This is a genomic window from Candidatus Dedyshia acidiphila (assembly GCF_051025295.1).
GTDB lineage: Bacteria > Acidobacteriota > Terriglobia > Terriglobales > Acidobacteriaceae > KBS-83.
Map to the genome: position 1 here is coordinate 61,354 of NZ_JBMGJV010000009.1, position 21,586 is coordinate 82,939.

Here is a 21,586-nt window from a genome sequence, read left to right on the forward strand (position 1 = left end):
GTCGTGATGAAGTTTGGTGGCACCTCCGTAGAGGATGCCGTCGCGATCCGCCGCACGGGAGAGATCGTGCGTGGGCGCCTCTCCCGTGGCCTGCAGCCCGTGGTGGTCGTGAGTGCGATGGCAAAGGTGACCGACCAACTGCTGCAGGCAGCCAGCGCCGCAGGCCGCGGAGACAAGGCCGCCGCACTGGCCACCAGCGCCGCCCTGCGCGTGCGCCATCATCAGACGGCAGCAGAGTTGATCCCCACGGGAGCGCTTCCGCCGATTACCGCACTGATCGACGATCACTTCGACTCGCTTGAGGAACTGCTGCGCGGGCTGGCTGCCGTCGGCGAGGTCACACTGCGCTCGACCGATCTCGTTGCCTCCTACGGCGAGCGGCTGTCCAGCCAGATCGTCGCGGCGGCGTTTGCGGCGGGCGGACTGGCCGCGACGCACGTTGACGCACGCACCTCGATCATCACCGATGCGCAGCACACCAAGGCCGTGCCCCAGCCCGCGCTGATCGCGCAGCGGCTGCAGCAACATGTCGCGCCGCATGCGCAGGCAGGCCGGGTGGTGGTGCTCGGCGGTTTTATCGGCGCCACGCCAGAAGGCGTCACGACGACGCTTGGTCGCGGCGGCTCGGACTACAGCGCCGCGCTGATCGGCAGCGGGCTGCACGTCGAAGCGATCGAGATCTGGACCGATGTGAACGGCATCATGACGACCGACCCGCGCATCTGCCCCGATGCATTGCGCGTGCGCACCATCAGCTTCGAGGAGGCGGCAGAGCTCGCCTATTTCGGCGCAAAGGTGCTGCATCCGGCCACCATCCTGCCGGCGGTCGAAAAAAATATTCCGGTGCTGGTGCTCAACTCACGCGATCCCGAGAACGAGGGCACGCGCATCACCGCACTGGCGCCGCACTGCCGCAGTCCCTTCAAATCCATCGCAGCCAAGCGCCGCCTCACCATCATCGACGTCGTCGCCAACCGGATGCTGATGGCGCACGGCTATCTGAAAGCAGTGTTCGATGTCTTCGACCGGCACAAGTGCCCGGTCGATATGGTGTCCACGTCCGAGGTCAGCGTCTCGCTCACGGTCGATTCGAACGAGCGGTTACCCGAAATCGCCGCCGACCTGCGCCAATTTGCCGACGTGAAGTACGAAGGCCGAAAGGCCCTGATCTGCATGGTCGGCGAAGATATTCGCGGGCACAACGGCATTGCAGCGCAGGTGTTTGGTGCACTGCGGCACATCAACCTGCGGATGATCTCGCAGGGTGCGTCGGAGATCAACATGAGCTTCATGATCGAAGAGGACGATGTCGAGGAAGCGATTCGCTCGCTGCATTCGGTCTTCTTCGCAGACCCGGACCCGGTGATCTTCGACCTCGAAGCACGGGCTGCAGCAGTGGCGCAGACCACAGCCAACGGAGGCGCGGCATGATCTTTCTGATACTCGGCAGGGGTAAGACCGGATCGATCGTCGCCGACGTGGCGCACGAGCGCGGCCATGGTGTGCGCGTCATCGGCGAAGAAGAGAATCGCAATGCGTCCGCGATCACACCGCCGCTGCTCGCTCATGTCGATGCGGTCATCGACTTCACCACCGCCGAAGCCGTGATCCCGAATATGCGGGCGTGCCTGTCGAACGGCGCGAAGATCGTGGTCGGCACCACCGGCTGGTACGACCACCTGCAGGACATGCGCAAGCTCTGCGACCGGCGCAATGGCGGCCTGCTGTACGGAACCAACTTCTCCGTCGGTGTGCAGGTCATGCTGCGGCTGGTGCATGAGCTCGCCGTTGGCACCCGCGGCTATGAGCTCTCGATTCATGAGACGCATCACGTCGGCAAGAAGGACGCGCCCTCGGGCACCGCGCTCTCGTTGCGGCAGGCGATCCGCGAAGCCGGCCCGGAGCTCGATGCGCCGATCACCTCCGATCGCGAGGGCGATGTCCCCGGCATCCACGAGCTGCAGGCGCGCTCGGCCAACGACCTCATCACCATCAGGCACGAGGCGTTCTCACGTCGCGGCTTCGCCGAAGGGGCGATTCGCGCGGCGGAATGGATCAGTACGCGCAACGGCTGTTACGAGTTCAGCGAGATCTTCGCCCAGCTATAAGGCACTGACCCGCGTCGGCAGACGCCGCTCGCATCCGAATGGTATGCTCGCTCGGTTATGGAGCTACGCGGCTGCGGCACTGCCCTGGTCACCCCTTTCCAGCCGGATCTGACGATCGACACGGACGCGCTCGCTGAGCTTGTCGAGTGGCAGATCGCAAGCGGCATCGACTTCCTCGTGGCCTGCGGCTCCACGGCCGAAACCGCCACACTGAATGACCGCGAAGCGCTCGACGTGATCCGGCTGGTCGCGAGCGTCGCCAATGGCCGCGTGCCGGTCGTCGCCGGCTGCACACACAACGCAACACGCGAGGCCGTGGAGCGCGCCCAGGCTGCCGCAGCCATCCCCGGCGTCCATGCCCTGCTCGCCGCAAGCCCGTATTACAACAAGCCGACGCAGGAGGGGCAGTTCCAGCACTTCCGTGCAATCGCCGAAGCGGTCGAGCTGCCGCTTGTTGTCTACAACGTACCCGGCCGCACAGCCGTGAACCTCGAGCCCGCGACCATCGCCTGCCTGGTTAGCACCTGCCCGAATATCGCCGCTATCAAGGAATCGAGCGGCGACCTGCAGCAGATCACAGAGCTGATTCACACGGTCGACGGCACAGCCACGCGCGTCTTTGCCGGGGATGACTACCTTGCCGTGGCAGCGGTCGCCATCGGCGCTGCCGGCCTGATCTCGGTCGCGTCGAACGAGATCCCGTCCGAGATGCACGCCATGGTCGGCGCGGCGCTCGACAACGACTTCAAGACGGCGCGCCAGCTCCAGCAGCACTGGTACCCACTCATGCTCGCCAACTTCTGGGAGACCAACCCCGCGCCCGTCAAGCATGTACTCGCGCGCATGGGGCGGCTGGCGCCAGTGTGGCGGCTGCCGATGGTGCCGCCCTCGGCCACCGTCGCGGCCCGGCTGGATGCGCTCATCGCGACATTCGATCTCAAGGTCGCCGTCGCGCACTGACCCCGTACACTCAGAGAGCATGCACGCACCGCACCCGCTCCAGGCAGAGATCGAGCGCCACTTCGCCGCCAGCGCTGACGCCATCAGCGACATGGCCGCGCACCAATCCTTCCACGAACTGCGTGATGCCCTGAACAACGGAACTATCCGCGCTGCGGAGCCCGACGCCGGCTCGGCCCTGGGCTGGACCGTGAACGCCTGGGTGAAGCGCGGCATCCTGCTCGGCTTTCGCCTTGGCCAGCTCGCCAGCTTCGGCAATCACGACCTCTCGTTCGTGGACAAGGGCACCTTCCCCGCGCGCACCTTTACGCCGGAGCAGGGCATCCGCGTCGTCGTTGGGGGCTCATCCGTGCGGGAAGGCGCCTATCTGGCCCGCGGCGTCATCTGCATGCCACCCATGTACGTCAACGTGGGAGCCTACGTGGACGAGGGCACGCTGGTCGATTCGCACGCCTTGGTGGGCAGTTGCGCCCAGATCGGCAAGCGCGTGCACCTGAGCGCGGCAGCACAGATCGGCGGCGTGCTCGAGCCAGTCAACGCTAACCCGGTCATCATCGAAGACGATGTCCTCGTGGGGGGCAACTGCGGGGTGTACGAGGGCACGGTCGTGAAACGGCGGGCCGTGCTGGCGCCCGGGACCATCCTGACCAGGGGCACGCCGGTGTATGACATCGTGAACGGCACCATGCACAAGGCAGAACAGGGCGCCCCGCTGGTGATCCCTGAGGCTGCCGTGGTCGTGCCCGGCTCGCGTGCGATCACGCGCGGACGGGCCCAGGAATGGGGTCTCAGCCTCTATGCGCCGGTCATCGTGAAGTACCGCGATGAGAAGACCGACCTGAGCGCGACCCTCGAAGACCTGCTGCGCTGATCTGCATCCAACGAAGGCGACTCGCGGCCTTCCGCACCAAGTTCCTTTGTCTGCGGTGCCGTACCTGCTAGCATTTTCTATTCATGTCTAAAGGCAAGCTGCAAATTATCCCTATCGGCGGACTCGGCGAGTTCGGTATGAACTGCATGGCCATCCGCTACGACGAAGACATCTTCGTCATCGATGCCGGCCTAATGTTTCCGGAGAGCGATCTGCTCGGCGTCGACATCGTGGTGCCCGATATCACCTACCTGGTCGAGAACCGCGCCCGCGTCCGCGGCATCGTGCTGACGCATGGGCACGAGGATCACATCGGCGGACTGCCCTGGCTGCTGCGCGAACTGCGCGTCCCGGTCTACGCCACCGAGTTCACGCTCGCTTACGTCGAGGGCAAGCTCGAAGAGCACAAGCTGCTCGACGATGCGGAGTTGATCGAGATCGAGCCGCGGCGCAAGTTCCAGCTCGGGCCCTTCACGATCGAGCCGCTGCGCGTCACTCACAGCCTTGTCGATTGCGTGGCTCTTGCGATCGAGACGCCGGTTGGCGTCATCGTCCACACCGGCGACTTCAAAGTGGATCTCTCGCCGCCGGATGGTGAAGCGTTCGACCTGGCCAGCTTTGCCGAGTACGGCAAGCGCGGCGTGCTGGCGTTGCTGCAGGACTCGACCAACGTCGATCGTGCCGGCTACACGCCCAGCGAGTGGGCCGTCCGGCCCCGGCTCGAAGAGATCTTCTCGCGCACGCAGCGGCGGTTGTTCTTCTCCTGCTTCTCGTCGTCCATCTACCGCATGCGCATCGCGCTTGAGCTGGCGCAGAAGCATGGGCGCAAGGTCGCGATCGTGGGCCGCTCGATGCTCGAGTCGTCCGAGATCGCGCAGGACCTCGGCTATATCGACATTCCGCAGAGCCTGATCATCCACCCGGGCCAGATCAAGGACCTCGCGCCTGAAGAGGTTTGCGTCCTGATCAGCGGTACGCAGGGCGAGCCGATGTCGGCGCTCTCACGCGCAGCCGTGGACAGTCACAAGCACGCCAAGATCGAGCGCGGAGACACGGTCCTGCTCAGCTCGCGCGTCATTCCCGGCAACGAGAAGAGCATCTACCGCGTCATCGATCACCTCTGCCGCCGCGAGGCCAACGTGATCTATGACGATGGCCAGTCCGGCCTGATCCACGTCAGCGGCCACGGCAGTCAGGAAGAGCTGCGGCTGATGATCAATCTCATCCGGCCCAAGTTCTTTATCCCGGTGCACGGCGACTTCCGACACTTGCAGCGGCATGCGCGGCTCGCGATGGATCTCGGTATCTCCGACAACGCCTACCTGCTCGAAGACGGTGACGTGCTCGAACTGGACCGCAACACCGCCGTGAAGAACGGGAAGGTGCACGCGGGCCGCGTGCTGCTAGACTCCGGCGCCTCCGGCAATGTGGTCGAGGACATCGTCATCCGCGATCGCCGGCACCTTAGCGAGGACGGCCTGGTGATCGCGATCATCACGATCAACAAGCTGACTGGCCGTGTCGAGGGTGTCCCCGAGTTCGTGACGCGCGGCTTCGTCGCCGGGCGCGTGGAACTGGGCGAGCAGGCCAAGGCCATAGTCGGCAAGACACTCGAGGAATCGAGCGCCGAAGAGCGTGCCGATCAGGTGCTGATCAAGGAGAAGATCCGGGTCGACCTGAAGCGATACATCCAGAAGCAGAGCTCGGGCCGGCCGTTCATCATGCCGGTCGTTCTCGAGATCTGATCGGAAAAGCACGGTATGCCGGACACGAGCGCCCTCGCTGCTGAGTTCGTCAGCCCGGCAGAGTTTCGCCAGGCGCGCGAGCGCCTGGGCGGGGCCGTGCTGCACACCCCGCTGGTCCGTCTCGCAAGTGTCACCGATACTGTGGCCTATCTGAAGGCCGAAAGCCTGCAGCCGATCGGCAGCTTCAAGCTGCGCGGCGCGATGAACGCCGTCGCATCCCTCTCGGAAGCAGATCGAAGCCGCGGTGTCATCACCTACTCGAGCGGCAACCACGCCCAGGGCGTCGCCTATGCGGCGCGCGCATTCGGTATCCCAGCCGTCATCGTGATGCCGTCGAATGCGCCGGAGATCAAGCGTCGGGCCACTGCTGCTCTGGGCGCGGAGATCGTCACGGTCGGCCCGGCCAGCAGCGAACGCCGGCTGCGCGCAGAGGCGCTGGCCGCCCAGCATGGCTACACCATCATCCCGCCCTATGACGACCCGGCCATCATCGCCGGCCAGGGCACGTGCGGGCTTGAGATCCTCGAAGATTGCCCAGACGTTGACCTGGTGCTCGCGCCCGTTGGCGGCGGCGGCCTGCTGAGCGGCGTAGCCGCAGCCATTCGTCAGCAACGGCCGGAGTGCCGCGTCATCGGCGTCGAGCCCGAACTGGCTAGCGATGCGGCCGAGAGCCTGCAGCGTGGCCAGATCGTGCAGTTCACCGCCGAGCAGACCAGCCGCACACTCGCGGACGGACTGCGCACGCAGAGCGTCGGCGAACGCAACTATCGTCACCTCCGCGAGTACGTGGACGCGATCGTTACGGTCACGGAGCGGGAAATCGAAGCTGCGATGCGCCGCATCGCCTTCGATGCGCGCCTGATTGCCGAGCCAAGCGGCGCTGTCGCACCAGCCGCGCTCTTCTATCGTCGAGACCGCCTGCCCGCACATCGGACCGCGGTCGCCATCGTCAGCGGTGGCAATGCAGAACCGGCGACGCTCCTGCGCGTGCTCTGCGCAAGTCGTGCCAACGACTGACCCCGAGCGGCGCTCTATTCACCGTCTTCTTACGATGTGCCGCTGCGGGCTAGGCATCTCCCTAACTGAAGCAGGAGGGGATTCGCATGGGGATGGCTACACACGACTTCACCGAGCTGGACAACGCTAAGGTCTCGAAGCAGCACTGGAAGATCATGTTCATCTCCGGCATGGGCTTCTTCACCGACGCCTATGACCTGTTCATCATCGGCGTCGTCATGTCGCTGCTGAAGCCGATGTGGCATGTCGGCAAACTCGAGGAGAGTCTGGTCGAGTCCACCGCGCTGCTGGCCTCGGCGATCGGTGCACTGCTGTTCGGCCGTGTCGCGGACATGCTCGGCCGCAAACGCATCTACGGCGTCGAGGTGCTGGTGCTCGCCGCCGGAGCGATTGGCTGCGCCTTCTCGCCGAACATATGGTGGCTGATCGGCCTTCGCTTCATTCTCGGCATCGGGATCGGTGGCGACTACCCTGTATCCGCCACCATCATGAGCGAGTACGCGGGCAAGTCCTCGCGCGGCATGCTGGTCACCCTCGTCTTCGCGATGCAGGCGGCGGGCCTCATCCTGGGACCGCTCTTCGCATCGGCCCTGCTGCTGACGCCGCTCTCGCATGACCTGATCTGGCGCATCCTGGTCGCCTTCGGCGCGGTCCCCGCGCTGGCCGTCTACTGGCAGCGACGGCACCTGAAGGAGACGCCCCGCTTCCTCGCTGCGGCAGCGATGGAAGAGGACGAGCAGGGCCGGCTCTCGAACGCGAAGCATTACGACAGCGCGCAGCACTCGGTCTCCTTCTGGGATGGATTCCACCGCCTTGCGGAAGACGATCGCCTCGTGCGCCGCCTGATTGGCGCAAGCGCGGCCTGGTTTCTGATGGACGCCGCGTACTACGGCAACACCGTCTCGAGCCCGCTCGTGCTGTCGGCGCTCAACAGCGATCACACACTGTTGCAGAAGACACTCACACAACTCGTCATCTTCACGGTATTCGCAGCGCCCGGGTATGCCCTGTCCGCCTTGTTCATGGACCGGCTGGGGCGCAAGAAGATCCAGGTGCTCGGATTCGTCATGATGGCCGTGGCGTTCGCCGTGCTCGCACTGGTGCCCAACCTGGAGAAGATGGCGACTCCGTTCCTGATCATCTACGGCTTCAGCTATTTCTTCACCGAGTTCGGTCCCAACGCGACTACCTTCGTTTATCCATCGGAGATCTTTCCCGTGCGCGTGCGGACCACCGGCCACGGCATCGCAGCGGCCATGGGCAAGCTGGGCGGCTTCCTCGGGGTGTTCGTGTTCCCCTACCTGCTGCACTGGAAGGGGCTGCTGGGGGCAGAGTCGGCTGCGGCCATCGCCAGCATCCTCGGCGCCCTGGTCACCATCGCGTTGCTGCCGGAGACGAAGGGCAAGAGCCTGGAGGCGATTGAGGCGGAGCCGCGTGAGGTGCGCAAGCGGGAGCATCGGCGCGCTGCCTGACCCGGCACACTACCCGGCACCGGCGGTATCCTGAAGGCGTGAAGCCGCACACTGCTCTCTGCCTGCTCCTGCTCGCTCCCGGCGCGCTCCCGCTCCGCGCTGCGGATCAGAAGCCCACCGGCCCCGTCGCAACCGTTCTGCGCAGTACGCCGGTGTTTGTCGAGGCCGACACCAAATCGCAGCGTCTCGACTACCTGATGCCCGGGCGCGAGATGGTGATCGTCGGCCGCAGCGGCCCCTGGCTGCGCGTCTTCGCCAATACGGACGTGATGCAAAACCGGAATGAAGACGCGCCCGTGTTTGGCGATCAGGCAGCGACCCCGCCCCTCTCCGGCTGGATCGAGGGCAAGGGCGTGGTCTCGACCGATACGCCGAATGCCGAAGCAGTCCTGTTCGGCGCAGCGGCGGCTGAGGAAGCCAAGGCGACCGATGCGCGCAACAGCCGGGACGCTGCGCAGGCAGCGCGTCTGCTTTACGCGCGGGATGCGCAACTGTTCCCGCAGGGTCCGCATGCGGGCGAAGCCGCGTGGCGTGCAGCCGACATCCGCTGGCAGCTCGAAAAGGCCGACGTCTACTCCCGCCCGTCGGCGCACGAGAAGGAAGCCTACCTGCGGCAGCAGATCGACGACGGCGAGATGAAGAAGCTGATCAAGCGCTTCCCCGGCTCGAAGTGGGCGGACCTTGCCGCGTACGAGATGCTGGACAACAAGGTATGTGGCGATTGGCAGGGCTCGACCAGGTGTCCTGAGAAAGAAGCAGAGCTCTACCAGAAGTACGCCGACGAGCACGCGAACTCGCCCAAGGCGCCGCTCGCGCTCTATGAGACCGTGTACCGCCTCGCGGCGGCCGGCGATATCTACGCAGCCGACGGCAACGACAAAAAGGCCAGCGAATCACGCGATCACGCGAAGTCAGTCGCCGCACACATGGCACAGAAGTACCCGGAAAGCGACTACACAGCCCGTACAGCTACTCTGGTATACCTGATGGAGCAGTCCATTTCCATCTATGGTGCGGAACGCACATAAGCCACATGCGCTGTGACAGATAGCGCTCGGTGACACCCGCGGACCCGCACTCAGACCGCAAGGAAACCTGGTGAACGACTACATCGTTTCGGTCCTGCTCGGGATCGTCGAGGGGCTGACAGAGTTTCTGCCGGTCAGCTCAACCGCCCACCTGCGCATCGCCGAGGCTCTGCTGCACATCAACCTCGCCGATCCGTACTGGAAGATGTACACCATCGTGATCCAGCTGGGCGCCATTCTCGCGCTGATCTTCCTCTTCATCGGCCGCATCCTGGAATTTCTGCGGACCTTCCCGCGCGGGCAGTCGGGCGATCGAACGGCGCTGAATCATCCGCTCACGCTGACTGCCGTTGCCTTCCTCTGCACGGCCATCCCGGCCTTCCTGCTCACCAAGCTAATCGGCAAGCACCTCGAGAGCCTGCACCTGATGGCGACCTCTCTGCTGGTCGGCGGCATCATCATGTGGGTGGTGGACGCGTGGAGCGTACGGCGGCAGCCGACCACGACAGAGGTCGAGCACATGACCCTCGGCCAGTCGATCTGGATCGGTCTCTGCCAGGTGACATCCGCCGTGTTCCCCGGCACATCGCGTTCGATGTCGACGATCGCCTCGGGCCAGCTCGCCGGCATGACTCGCTCGGCAGCCCTCGAGTTCAGCTTCCTGATCTCGATCCCGACCATGGTTGCCGCCACGGCCTACGACCTCTTGCGCACACTCCACCCCAAGCACACAGACGTGAGCGAGGCCATCGCTCCGCTGGTGATGACCGGCCACGGCTGGATCGTGCTCGCCATCGGCTTCGTGGTCTCGTTCGTGATCGCACTGCTAGTTGTGGAGTGGTTCCTCACCTGGGTGCGCCGCCACGGCTTCGTGCTCTTCGCCGTCTACCGCATCGTGCTCGCGCTCTTACTGTTCACCCTCGGCAAACGAGTGATGGCCGGGGCCTAGAGGCATACATCTGCCGGGCCCCAGCCGTCCTCGCCTAGCGCAGAATCTGCAACGGACCGCTGGGTAGAGCGTCTCCGCGCGGCGCCCACCGTGGCGACGAGAGCTCAGGCATCGGCTTCGCGTGGAACAGCTTGCGCATGTGCCGCGCCGTGAACCGTGCCCACGTCTTTGCCCGCTTGCGGCGCGCACTGTCCGTCGAGATGCCCGTGCCCGCATACATCTGCCGGTACAGCCGCGACAGCAGCATGAAGGCTACCCGCGCCTTGAGGGTCGGTGTGCAGGCAGAGCGTTGCCACACCGCCGGCCACGCATAGAACCGATCCCACACCTTCTGCGTGCGCACGCTGATCTCTTCCGCGCTCATCGTGGGGTGCGGCGTGAACATCTTTGGTCGCACAGCAGACGGGATCAGCCAGTAGCGTGTGAGCGGAACGCCATCCACATGCGCCGGATTGTCCACCTGCGTCTTTTCCCAGCGGCCGAAGTCGACCGTTCCCGGGAAGGGTGTCATCATCACGAACTGCGCAAAGGTAATGCCTGCCTTGAGCGCCATCTCGGCAGTGGCGTCGAACGTGTCCGGCCGGTCGGTGGGCAGCCCGAAGATGAACGAGCCGAGCACATGCACGCCGTGCTCGCGGAAGGTGCGCAACTGCGCAGCCAGCCCCTCGCCGGAGTAGTTCCAATCCTTGAAGACGGCCTTCAGCCCCTCGGGCGTAACCGCCTCGACACCCACCAGCGCGCCCTTGATGTTGGCCTTGCGCATGGCGTCCAGGTACTCGCCATCCTCGCCCGCCTCCATCGTGATCTGGGTGAAGAAGACCAGGTCCTTGGGCAGCTTTGCGAGCTCTTCCATGAGCTGGAAGCGCTCTTCGCGAATGCGCGTCAGTTCTTCGACCTTCGCCAGATTGTTCTGCTCCCGCGCCAGCCGCAGGTCGGTCAGGGTCACCGGGTAGAAATTGTCATCGGCAAGCGCGATAAAGCGGAAGCCGCGCCGGCGCAGGTCCACGATCTCGTCGATCACGCTTTCAAAGCGTCGCTGCCGTGGCTTCTGGCCATCCGTCCGCCATACGCTGCAAAACGAGCAGTGTTTTGGGCAACCGCGGATCGTCTGGACCGAGGCCCACATGTATTTATCGCGATCGATCAGGTCCCAGCGCGCCGCCAGGAAGTCCTCACCACCGATGCGGCCTCCCTCGTACAGCCGCTCCGGCGCACCAGCCATGCAGTCGACGACTGCCCGGCCCCAGGCAATGTCGCCATCGCCGGTGACTACGCTGTGTGCCTCGCCCTTCTCGAACACCTCTTCGGGAAAGAGCGTGGCGTGAATTCCGCCGTACACCACCCATGCCCCGCGTTCGCGGGCGATGCGACCGACCGCGTAGCCGCGCAGCGCGTTGCCAGTGTGCACGCTGATGCCGACAATGTCCCCCGGCGCGATCGTCTCCGGGTCGAGTGGTTCAAGCGATTCGTCCACCAGCACCGGATCGCCGGCAACAGCCGGGGTCGCTGCTGCCAGGACGAAGAGCCAACGCGGCGTAATCACTGCTGTACCGAAAGAGTTGTCGCTGGGGTTTACGAGGTGAACGCGCATGTCTGCGGGATTGTCTCCATGCCGTCCTGATGCCGGAGAGACCACAAGTCGTTGCTCCGGGCCCACATATGGGAGGAGCATACGGCCACATGAGGTCTCACTCGTGCGCAGCGGAACCGGGGGCGCGAACGCGTTCGCGCCCCCCGGTTCCTACCAGGTTGATGGCGACCCAGCATCTCACGGCAGCTCTCTCAGTGCCTGAGGTACTCCCGATTCTGGCCGCGGAGGCGAACCCCCGTGTGCACCTCGCCAAAAGTCTTCGCTGTTTGTTGAAGCGACATCGGCAGTCCAGCCGCCACTCCATCCGGCTTAGTGCGTGCCGCCGAGGAGTGCCGCTGCGCTCTGTCCCTGCGTCACCACGGCATTCTGGCTCTGGCGCAGCAACCAGGTCTTGCCACGGCGCTCCCACAGCATCGCGATGCGCAGGGGCATCGCTGGCCGGTCGCCCAGCCAGAATGGTGCGTTGAAGTAGATGGACCCGAGGCGGCCCTCCTGCACAACGGAGACGTCCGTCATCTCGCCCAGGCTTGCGCCGCCACGCCAAAGCTGTTCATCCTCCTGCATCATCGTGGTTACCCCAGATTTGCCGCGGAAGATCTCGGCCGCATCGCTGCCGTAGAGCACCGTGCGGTCATCCACCGCCTGCAATACCGTCGCCCGATCGCCGCGCATGTAGGCGTCCAGAAAGTGCCGCGTCGTGGCCCGCACATCGGCCTGCTGCGCCTGCGCTGCGGCGGTCTCAGCGTGACTGCCGCGCAGTACTATGCCGCCCTGGCCCCGGTGCTCCCGGCACCCGGCCACTGACCTCACCGCTGACTCCGGGCTTAATGGCGACCCGGATTCCCACACCTTCGTGCGCTCGTGCCCGCCCGCCCCGGTTTGCGAGAATGAAGAGGCTCTGGCGTGTCGGCTGCTGGTTCATCCCCCGGATGGACGACAGCCGCTTTGCGTCCCTACCATGAAGCCCATCAGGATCGCGCTCACGCCCACTGGCAACCGACGGCTCAACGAGCTGGTCGGAGTCGCGCTGCTTGCGCTCGCCGGCCTCCTGCTCCTCTCCCTTCTCTCCTATCGCCCGGCCGATCCCTCGTGGAACACGGTGACACACGATGCGGCACAGAACTGGGCCGGCATCTTCGGCGCGACTGTTAGCGATCTGCTGCTGCAGTTCGAGGGCTTCGCTGCGTTCAGCCTGCCGATCATCCTTGCCCTGCTCGGACTGAGCTGGATCCGCTCGCGCGCCGTCGGGGCGCCGCTGTCGAAGGTCGGTGGCAGCGTGCTGCTGCTGTTCACGCTGCCCGCGATCCTGGGCCTGCTGCCCGGACACATGCACTGGCTGGGCGCGATTCCGGTTGAAGGCGTCGTGGGCCGGCTATTCGTGGATACCGCCGTCGCCGTGCTGAACTACCCCGGAACATGCGTGCTGGTCGCGACCTTGCTGATGATCTCGATCCTGCTGACGACCGCGTTCTCCTTCAGCAACCTGCGGCAGTGGATCGCGGTCCGCTTCGCCTTCTTGTACGCCTGGCGCGACCGCTGGCAGAACTGGAAGGTGCGCCGCGCGAAGCAGAAGGCCGCACGCGCCGCCGAGAAGGCCATGGCACGCCGCCAGCCACGGACAGCGACGGCTCGCAGCGCACAACCTGCTCCGGCAGCAGCCCCGGCTGAACCGAAGCTGAGCTGGTTGCGGATCCTGCATCGCCCCAGCGAGGTCGAGGAGGATGAGCGCCCCTCAGCACGCCGCGCCTCGTTCGCGGAGACGGCCGCTCCCTCCAGCCCGGAAGAGGCGGCCTACCTCGAAGACCCCGAGCCACCCTCGTCACTGTGGACCCAGATTCCGCGCGCCACAGTGCGCGATCCGGAGCCCGAACCCGAACCAGAGCCCCTGCCCGAGCCGATCCGCATGCCCGCGCCTGCCTCGCCGCGCGGCAGTGCGATCGAGCGGCACCGCTGGGAGGAGACGGCCAGCGCAGAGGCACCGTCAGAAGACGGGGCCGCCGAGTCCTTCGACTCGATCTCGATCGGCGAGCGCGCCGATGCCGATGCGCAACCCGTCACCTTGACGCCCCGCGCAGTCTCCGGCTACCGGCTGCCCCCATCGACGCTGCTCCATCGCTCGGAAGACCAGCAGATCATCCGGGAAGACGAGCTGCGTGAAGAGGCGAAGGTGCTGGTCGAAAAGTGCGCCGAGTTTGATGTACACGGCTCCGTGACGCAGATCAATCCCGGCCCGGTGGTGACGACGTTCGAGTTCCGCCCCGAGGCGGGCGTGAAGTACTCGCGCGTGACTGGACTTGCGGACGACCTCTGCCTCGCCATGGCAGCGGAAAGCATCCTGATCGAGCGCATGGCCGGCAAGAGCACGGTCGGCATCCAGGTGCCGAACTCCACACGCGAGACCATCTGGCTGCGCGACGTGGTCGAGGACCCCACCTTCTCGCAGACCAAGATGAAGCTGCCGCTTGCCATGGGCAAGGACATCAACGGCCGCATCGTGACGGCCGACCTGGCCACCATGCCGCACGTGCTGATCGCCGGCTCGACCGGCAGCGGCAAGTCGGTCGCGATCAACGCAATGATCATGTCGGTGCTCTTCAAGACGACACCAGAACAGGTGCGCATGATCCTGGTCGATCCGAAGCGGGTCGAACTCGGCATGTACGAGGGCATCCCGCACCTGTTCACGCCGATCATTACCGAGCCCAAACTCGCCGCCAATGCGCTGCGCAACGCCGTGCGCGAGATGGAGCGCCGGCTCAAGCTGCTGGCCTCGCGCTCGGTCCGCAATATTGACCAGTACAACAAGCTGTTCGAGAACGGCACGCCCAGCATGTTCGAGGATGCGCAGGAGCAGCAGCCGCTGCCCTACATCATCATCATCATCGACGAGCTCGCCGATCTCATGATGCTCGACCGGGCCAACGTCGAAGAGGCGATCACCCGCCTGGCGCAGATGGCGCGCGCCGTCGGCATTCACCTCGTGCTGGCGACGCAGCGTCCGTCTGTCGACGTCATCACCGGCCTGATCAAGGCCAACGTGCCGACGCGCATCTCCTTCCGGCTCGCCACGAAGGTCGATTCGCGCACAATTCTCGACAACAACGGTGCCGAATCACTGCTTGGCCGCGGCGACATGCTCTTCCTGCCGCCAGGCACATCGCGGCTGCAGCGCGTCCATGCGCCCTTCGTGACCGAAGCAGAGATCTCCGCCGTGACCGATTTCTGGAAGGCCCAGGGCGGCGCCAACTATGTCGAAGAGTTCCTCGAATCGCCGAAGGACGAGAAGGGCCGCGACCTGCATGCCGAAGACGGCAACGAGGACGACAACGACCCGTTGTTCAACGATGCAGTCCGGCTGGTCTTCGAGTTCGGCAAGGCATCGACCTCGCTCATCCAGCGCCGGCTGCGCGTCGGCTATGGTCGCGCCGCGCACCTGATCGACATGATGGAGCGCGATGGCCTCGTGGGACCGGCCGATGGGTCGAAGCCGCGCGAGATCCTGAAGAGCCCGGACTGGCTGAGCGAGATCGAATCGACCATGCGCTAGGGTGGCCATGCGCCTGCCGGGTGAAGGCGCATTCGCCCGTATCGGCAACCCGCCCCCTGCCCGGAAGCCTCGTACGGTGCAGGGGGACCTATGGGAGCCATTCTTGGTATCGTTCTGCTGGTTGTTGCGGCCGTGGTGGGGCTTGCGTTCTACGGAGCCAACCGCTGGACGAGCCGCAGCCATGACCGCGCAGCGAGCACAGATCGCCGCATCAATCGGGAGCGCACAACCCCCAACGCGGACAGCCGCGGAACCGGCATCAATTAAGCGCTAGCTGTCGGGGCGAAGCGCTTCTGGTGCCACGCCCAGGCCGAGCGCACGATGTCGTCCAGCGAGGCATGCTTCGGCGCCCAGCCCAGTTCGTCCATGATCCGGCGTGAACTGGCCACCAGCACGGCCGGATCCCCCGCGCGCCGCGGCTCCTCAACCACCGGAATGGCATGGCCCGTGACGCGGCGCACGGACTCGACGACCTCGCGCACGCTGAAACCCTGCCCATTGCCGATGTTGTAGATCAGCCGGTCCCGCGTCTCGAGGGCCCCGAGCGCCAGGATGTGCGCCTCCGCCAGGTCGCCGACATGCACGTAGTCGCGAATGCAGGTGCCGTCCGGGGTGGGGTAGTCGGTGCCGAAGATCTTGATGCCTGATCGCCGGCCCATCGCCACATCCAGAATGAGCGGGATGAGGTGCGACTCCGGCTCATGCGCCTCGCCCCGGCCTTCGATCGCCCCGGCCACATTGAAATAGCGCAGGCTGGCGTAGTGCAGGCCGTGGATCCGGTTCAGCCAGGTCAACATGTGCTCCACCAGCAACTTGCTCTCTCCGTAGGCGTTTGTCGGCTTCAGGGCGGCCGTCTCTTCTATAGGAGAGCTGACCGGCTCGCCGTACACGGCGGCGGTCGAGGAGAAGACCAGCCGCATGACGCCAACCGCCTGCATCGCCTCGAGCAGGGTGAGGGTTGCGGCAGTGTTGTTGCGGAAGAAGCGCTCGGGGAACCGCATGCTCTCGCCCGCTTCGATCAGCGCAGCGAAGTGCATGACGGCGTCAATCTTCTGGTCGCGGAGCACGCGCTCGAGCAGCGCCCGGTCGGCGAGATCGCCCTCCACCAGTTCCGTACCCGGGGGACCAGGTCAGGATGCCCATGGCTGAAGTTGTCGTAAACGACGACCGTGTGACCAGCCTTTAGCAATTGGAGGGCCACTGTGCCCCCGATATAGCCTGCTCCACCCGTGACGAGAATGCGCACTCTGCCTAACCTCCCAAAACGGCATTTCAGATCGACTGCCCGGCCGAAAGTAACCCTGTTCCTCCGCGGTCAACGGGCGCATGCCTATGTTGACATATTGTCAAAGGGCAACCACGGGTAGGCCCGGCTCGTCTCACCCCGGTATTATGAGGGCAGCCGACCGTGGGTTGACCGGCACGTGGACCCTCCTCGCCACGCGCCTTCCAGACCTTCCCGGACGCGTCGCGATCGTATCTCGGCGGTGTGCAATAGCGCCCCACCTCTGTTGCGGATGGGCACCACTTTCGGGGTACTGCAATACCTTGGGAATCCAAGGTATCTTTCAAGCACTCGGAGGTACTTTCGTACCAGAGTGAAGATGGATTCCTGGCAAGTCTTTCGTACTGGGACCGACATACAGCCGCACAAAAAGCGGCGAACAGTCGAACAGATAAACCAGGGGGTGCTCTGGGCAACCAGTGCACAACAGCTTTCACGACCCATTAGCCGAGTAGGGAACATATGCCGACCGATCGTATTGCCGTAACTCAGAACTTTGGTCTCTTGGACGACGGGCAGAAACGCTGGGGCTCCTTCGGCGTCAGCATGATCACGAATATCGCTATTCTGATCCTGCTGGTGTTGATTGGCGCCGTACACCACCAGGTGGTGGTGAAGAAGATGCAGGCCGATGCCCTGCTCTTCCCGGTGGAACCGCCCAAGCCGCCGAAGCCGGTGATCCCCAAGGTAAAGGTGATCGCACCGCCGAAGGTCGAGCTGGCGAAGATCGATCCGCCAAAGATCATCACGCCCCCGAAGCCTGAGATCCGTCCGCCGGACCCGGTAAAGCTGGATGTGCCGAAGCCGGTGCCCTTCATTCCGCCGGCGCCGCCCAAGGCCGTGGCTCCGCCCCCCGCTCCGAAGGTTGGTGGCTTTGACAGCCCGAAGCCGACGCTGGTGGCCAACAATCAGACCAAGCCGGCCCCGACCACGGGTGGCTTTGGTGATCCTCACGGTGTTGCACCGAACCCGAATGCCAACCGCGCGGCGAACATTGCAGCGGTCGGCAGCCTGAATGCGGCTCCCGGTGTTGGCAGCGGCGCAGGTGCGGCTCGCAAGGGCACGGTCCAGGGTGTTGCGTTCGGTGCCGGCGTCACCAACGGCGTTCCAGGCGGCACCAGTCATGGCGCAGTCGCCTCGGCTGGCTTCGCGAACGGTGTTATCGGTGGCACGCCTGGTGGTACGGGCAAGGGTCTGGGTCAGGCCGGTTCTGCCGGCTTTGGCGGCGGTGCTGTCGGCGGCCATGGTGTGCAGGTGGCGCAGGCTGCAGAGCCCGCGTTCACGCCCCCGGTCGTTATCTCCGAGCCGAAGGCACGCTACACGTCCGAGGCCGAGCAGGCGAAGGTGCAGGGTGAGGTCACGCTGCAGGTTCGCTTCCTGGCAAATGGTTCAGTTGAAGTTATCCGGGTGGTCAACGGTCTGGGTCACGGGCTCGATGAAGAGGCGCGGCATGTCGCCGAGTCCATCCGTTTCAAGCCGGCTATGAAGAATGGACAGCCGGTCGATCACACGACACTTATTCACGTGACATTCCAGTTGGCATAATGGGCTGTCTCTCCCACAGCATTGCAACAATGAAGTTCATCGAAGTGGATCTAGGAGCCGGGAAATGAATCTGCGGAATTTTTGGATGACAACTCTGCTCTTGACGCTTGGCGTCACGAGTGCTCAGGCAAAGAAGGAAAAATTCCCTTCCGCTCCCGCCCTGACTCCCGAGCAGAACGCCTTGGTCAAGAAAGCCATCGCTGCGGAGAAGATCACGATCAAGGGCATTCAACAGAAGTCGCCCCTGGTTCAGACCTATATCCAGAACATGAAGGGCGATGCCAAGCTGTACGCTGTGCCGGTCTCCGACCAGTACATCCTGCAGCGCGTCGACTTCGGTAAAACCTTCTACGGCAAGTCGTACTCCGACGGCGAGGCCAGCGGCGCGAACAAGGGCATGTTTAAAGGCTCCCTCGCTGCCATGGGTCTGCTCTCGAAGAGCCTGCTGCCGGGTAACGTCCGCTACATGCCGGACGGCTTCCTGGAGATGATGTTCATCGATCCGAGCGGCTTCGATCAGCAGCACTATGACTTCGTCGCCGTGCGCAAGGCTTTCTTGGGCACCGTGCGCTGTGACGTATTCGACGTGCACCCCAAGCAGGGCCTCGGCAATGGTCGCTTCACCGGCCGCATCTGGATCGATAACGATTCGGGCAATGTAGTGCGCTTCAACGGCACCTACACCGGCGGCGAGATGCAGGACAAGGCCGACGATAACGACTACTTCCACTTCGACAGCTGGCGTCAGAACCTGCAGCCTGGTGTGTGGCTCCCGGTCGGCGTCTATGTCGAGGAGACCTCGAAGAAGGACAAGGAGCACCCGGTCGCGTTCAAGGCACACACGCAGATCTGGGGCTACTCGCTCAAGGTGCCCACGCACCAGTCGGACAACGAGTCGGTCAAGATCGACGACGTGACGGATCAGAGCGCGAACTCGGACGACGTTAGCCCGCTCCAGGCGCAGCGTGAGTGGATCTCACAGGCCGAAGAGAACGTGCTCGACCGTCTGACGCAGGCCGGCCTGCTGGCCGCACCCAGCGACTTCGATAAGATTCTCGAGCAGGTCACCAACAACATCATCATCGGCAACAACATCGAGCTCGCTGCTCCGGTGCACTGCCGCATCATGCTGACGACCCCGCTCGAATCGATCGCGGTCGGCAACACGATCATCCTGAGCAAGGGCCTGGTCGATACACTGCCGACGGAAGAGGCGCTCGCTTCGGTGCTCTCCTTCCAGCTGGCGCACATCGTGCTCGGTCACCACATCGACACCAAGTACGCCTTTAACGATCGGCTGCTCTTCCCCGACGAGTCGACCTTTGAGCGCATCCAGATGCACCACACCGATCAAGATGATGTGGATGCCGCGAAAAAGGCGATCGCGCTGCTCGATAAATCAATCTACAAGGACAAGCTGCCGAACGCTGGTCTCTACTTCGTACAGTTACAGCAGCGTGAAAAGGAGCTCGCGGCTCTGAACACACCGCGGCTTGGCGACTCACTGCTGAACAGCGCTGGCGAGCCATGGATGCAGGCGGTCGCGAAGCGCGCACCGAAGCTCGATCAGGACAAGCTGGACCAGATCGCAGCACTGCCGCTTGGCAGCCGACTGCGCACCGATGCATGGGACGATAAGGTCTATATGCTGAAGGCGAATCCGGTTCCGCTTCTCAACGCACGCGACAAGATGCCATTCGAAGTCACACCGGTGTATTACAAGCTGTCGCGTTACGACCAGAACCAGGGTGCAGAGGCTTCGGCGCAACCGCAGCCAGCGCAGCCGGACCAGGCCAGCGCGAAGCCCTCTACTCAACCTCAGCAGTAACTGACTGAATCCATGAGCGCGAGAACGAAAACATCGTTCTCGCGTTTCGTGCTTTTCCGGTACTCTGTCAGAGGCGGGCCTCAAAAACCCGCCTTGTGTTTATTTGCAACCCTGCAGTCTCGAGAGACCCCGTGACCAAAAAGCTTCTGTGCATCGCCGCTCTCCTCCTTCTCCCGACGTTGAGTCGAGCCCAGGTCGTAGCAGCCGGCCGGGGTGGCAACCAACAGCTTTATGTGGGTGGCACGTTCTCGGACTTCGATCCGGACTATGGATATCAGCGGCTCTACGGCATTGGAGCTTTCGTCGATTACGATCTCAGCCCACGACTCGGTGCCGAGGCTGAAGTCCGCTTCCATCGCTTCCATCAGCTCGCGAACATCCACGAAGACAACTACGTCGTCGGCCCGAAGATCAATTTTCATCACAAGCGCTACACGTTCTACGGCAAGGGTCTATTCGGCGTTGGCTACTTCAACTTTCCCGCGAATCAGGCGCACGGCACCTATCTGGATATCGCGCTCGGTGGCGGCCTCGACTATCGCCTGACGCGCCGCATCTATCTGCGCGCCGAGTACGAATACCAGATCTGGCCCGGCTTCATCGGACCGCCGGATCCGCAGCTCTCCCCGAAGAACCGGCCCAACGGACTCACCCCGAATGGCTTCGCGGTGGGCGCCTCTTACCGGATCTTCTAAGCGGCACGTCTCACAGAAAAAGCCCCGGCGCATGCCGGGGCTTTTCTACGCTCGCAGCAGTTCCCGTTTCGCGTGGTCCGCTCACGGTGTTCCCCGCTCACCCTCAATCTGACCACGAGCAGAAACAGCAAGAGGCCCGCCGTATGGCCGGGCCTCTTGCTGAGTTGTGCCGCTGCTTAGAAGTGGTACGCGATGCCGACCGCGGGCGCTGAGATGTTGTAGTAGCGCTTGGTGTCGAAGTCGCTGAAGCCGAAGTTCGGAGCCTTGACGATGATGCCGCGATACTCCGCGCGAATGTCGAAGCTGGGGCTGAGCTCGTAGGCGATGCCGCCGCCGTAGAGCGCGCCGATGTTGGTCGTGCGCTTCGGCCCGAAGCGCGTGGTCCCGGAGCTATCCAGCCCGCTGAACATAAAGCCACCAACGCCGGCTTCGGCGAACGGATTCAGGTTCCGAAAGTGGAAGTTCAGGACGTACGCGGCAGAGATCTCCTGCATGCGCGTGTGCACGTCATTGTTGAGCGTGCTGGTCTTGAAGTTGGTGTAGTACTGCGCCCACTGATAGTTCACTTCGAGGGCGCTACGCGGCGTCACCATGTAGCGGTAGCTCGCCAGTACACCAGGACCGTAGCAGTTGCCGCCCTTCGACTTCGGTGCACTCGAAGAGATGGCGATCGTGGGCGCGTAGCATCCCGACTGGTAGACCGCTTGTCCGGTCACATACGGCGGAACCACCAACGTGCCGCTGACGCTTGCATCCTGGCGGCTCTCCTGCCCCCAGCTCGCTGTCGCCAAGACTGGCAACAGCAGTAACAGCAACGAAATCTTCTTCATTCAGTCCTGAACCTCTACGCGTGGAGCACGGCACCGCATCGCGCCGGCGCTTCCCGGACGGCCAAAGTCACAACAGGTTTGATCCTGGCGTTCTGACCAATTGTACCTGCCGTTT

Annotated in this window: 17 protein-coding genes and 1 pseudogene; 14 read left to right on the plus strand and 4 right to left on the minus strand. The window is 64.1% G+C overall.

The annotated features are described in order from the left end of the window. The first annotated feature begins 6 nt into the window (after positions 1-6). From lysC to AC5IJH_RS05910, 9 genes are all read left to right on the plus strand, one after another. Positions 7-1,431, plus strand: a complete 1,425-nt coding sequence (gene lysC, locus AC5IJH_RS05870; protein WP_491901910.1) for a lysine-sensitive aspartokinase 3 — start codon at positions 7-9, stop codon at positions 1,429-1,431. Continuing rightward, positions 1,428-2,108 carry a 4-hydroxy-tetrahydrodipicolinate reductase gene (locus tag AC5IJH_RS05875; protein ID WP_491901873.1) on the plus strand — a complete coding sequence of 227 codons (681 nt, stop codon included), beginning with the start codon at positions 1,428-1,430 and terminating at the stop codon, positions 2,106-2,108. Before lysC ends, AC5IJH_RS05875 begins: the two co-directional genes overlap by 4 nt. Positions 2,109-2,165: 57 nt before the next feature. Then, positions 2,166-3,068 (plus strand): 4-hydroxy-tetrahydrodipicolinate synthase, encoded by a 903-nt coding sequence (gene dapA / locus AC5IJH_RS05880; RefSeq protein WP_491901874.1) that lies wholly within the window; start codon positions 2,166-2,168, stop codon positions 3,066-3,068. 19 nt (positions 3,069-3,087) lie between these two features. Then, entirely contained in the window at positions 3,088-3,939 is an 852-nt protein-coding gene (locus tag AC5IJH_RS05885) for a 2,3,4,5-tetrahydropyridine-2,6-dicarboxylate N-succinyltransferase (protein WP_491901875.1), read from the plus strand. Between the two features lie 83 nt (positions 3,940-4,022). Continuing rightward, on the plus strand, positions 4,023-5,684 hold the full coding sequence (locus AC5IJH_RS05890) for a ribonuclease J (RefSeq protein ID WP_491901876.1): 1,662 nt from the start codon (positions 4,023-4,025) through the stop codon (positions 5,682-5,684). Positions 5,685-5,699: 15 nt separating this feature from the next. Next, on the plus strand, positions 5,700-6,701 hold the full coding sequence (locus AC5IJH_RS05895; protein ID WP_491901877.1) for a threonine ammonia-lyase: 1,002 nt from the start codon (positions 5,700-5,702) through the stop codon (positions 6,699-6,701). 86 nt (positions 6,702-6,787) lie between these two features. Beyond that, positions 6,788-8,173, plus strand: a complete 1,386-nt coding sequence (locus tag AC5IJH_RS05900; RefSeq protein ID WP_491901878.1) for an MFS transporter — start codon at positions 6,788-6,790, stop codon at positions 8,171-8,173. A gap of 38 nt (positions 8,174-8,211) precedes the next feature. Further along, a complete protein-coding gene (locus AC5IJH_RS05905) occupies positions 8,212-9,201 on the plus strand; it encodes a tetratricopeptide repeat protein (RefSeq protein WP_491901879.1) in 990 nt (329 codons plus the stop codon). A gap of 70 nt (positions 9,202-9,271) precedes the next feature. Next, on the plus strand, positions 9,272-10,150 hold the full coding sequence (locus AC5IJH_RS05910) for an undecaprenyl-diphosphate phosphatase (protein WP_491901880.1): 879 nt from the start codon (positions 9,272-9,274) through the stop codon (positions 10,148-10,150). A 34-nt stretch (positions 10,151-10,184) separates the two neighbouring features. Here the strand turns inward: AC5IJH_RS05910 and AC5IJH_RS05915 are convergent, their stop codons facing one another. Then, positions 10,185-11,741: a B12-binding domain-containing radical SAM protein gene (locus AC5IJH_RS05915; RefSeq protein WP_491901881.1), complete on the minus strand. Its 1,557-nt coding sequence runs from the start codon at positions 11,739-11,741 to the stop codon at positions 10,185-10,187. Positions 11,742-12,050: 309 nt separating this feature from the next. After that, positions 12,051-12,551 carry a nuclear transport factor 2 family protein gene (locus AC5IJH_RS05920; protein WP_491901882.1) on the minus strand — a complete coding sequence of 167 codons (501 nt, stop codon included), beginning with the start codon at positions 12,549-12,551 and terminating at the stop codon, positions 12,051-12,053. A 148-nt stretch (positions 12,552-12,699) separates the two neighbouring features. On the opposite strand from AC5IJH_RS05920, the gene AC5IJH_RS05925 reads away from it, so the two are divergent. Together AC5IJH_RS05925 and AC5IJH_RS05930 are read left to right on the plus strand one after the other, a co-directional pair. Next, complete coding sequence (locus tag AC5IJH_RS05925; protein WP_491901883.1) at positions 12,700-15,288, plus strand: DNA translocase FtsK; 2,589 nt, start codon at positions 12,700-12,702, stop codon at positions 15,286-15,288. 90 nt (positions 15,289-15,378) lie between these two features. Continuing rightward, a complete protein-coding gene (locus AC5IJH_RS05930) occupies positions 15,379-15,555 on the plus strand; it encodes a hypothetical protein (RefSeq protein ID WP_491901884.1) in 177 nt (58 codons plus the stop codon). Here AC5IJH_RS05930 and galE read toward each other — a convergent pair. Further along, a pseudogene (gene galE / locus AC5IJH_RS05935) lies at positions 15,552-16,534 on the minus strand (UDP-glucose 4-epimerase GalE). The gene AC5IJH_RS05930 and the pseudogene galE overlap by 4 nt on opposite strands. A gap of 501 nt (positions 16,535-17,035) precedes the next feature. Between galE and AC5IJH_RS05940 the strand changes: the two are divergent. From AC5IJH_RS05940 to AC5IJH_RS05950, 3 genes are all read left to right on the plus strand, one after another. Continuing rightward, positions 17,036-18,118, plus strand: a complete 1,083-nt coding sequence (locus AC5IJH_RS05940; protein ID WP_491901885.1) for an energy transducer TonB — start codon at positions 17,036-17,038, stop codon at positions 18,116-18,118. Between the two features lie 85 nt (positions 18,119-18,203). Next, positions 18,204-19,946: a hypothetical protein gene (locus tag AC5IJH_RS05945; protein ID WP_491901886.1), complete on the plus strand. Its 1,743-nt coding sequence runs from the start codon at positions 18,204-18,206 to the stop codon at positions 19,944-19,946. Between the two features lie 131 nt (positions 19,947-20,077). Next, positions 20,078-20,641: an outer membrane beta-barrel protein gene (locus AC5IJH_RS05950; protein ID WP_491901887.1), complete on the plus strand. Its 564-nt coding sequence runs from the start codon at positions 20,078-20,080 to the stop codon at positions 20,639-20,641. Between the two features lie 176 nt (positions 20,642-20,817). Here AC5IJH_RS05950 and AC5IJH_RS05955 read toward each other — a convergent pair whose 3' ends face one another. Next, positions 20,818-21,471 carry an outer membrane protein gene (locus tag AC5IJH_RS05955; RefSeq protein WP_491901888.1) on the minus strand — a complete coding sequence of 218 codons (654 nt, stop codon included), beginning with the start codon at positions 21,469-21,471 and terminating at the stop codon, positions 20,818-20,820. Positions 21,472-21,586: the final 115 nt, after the last annotated feature.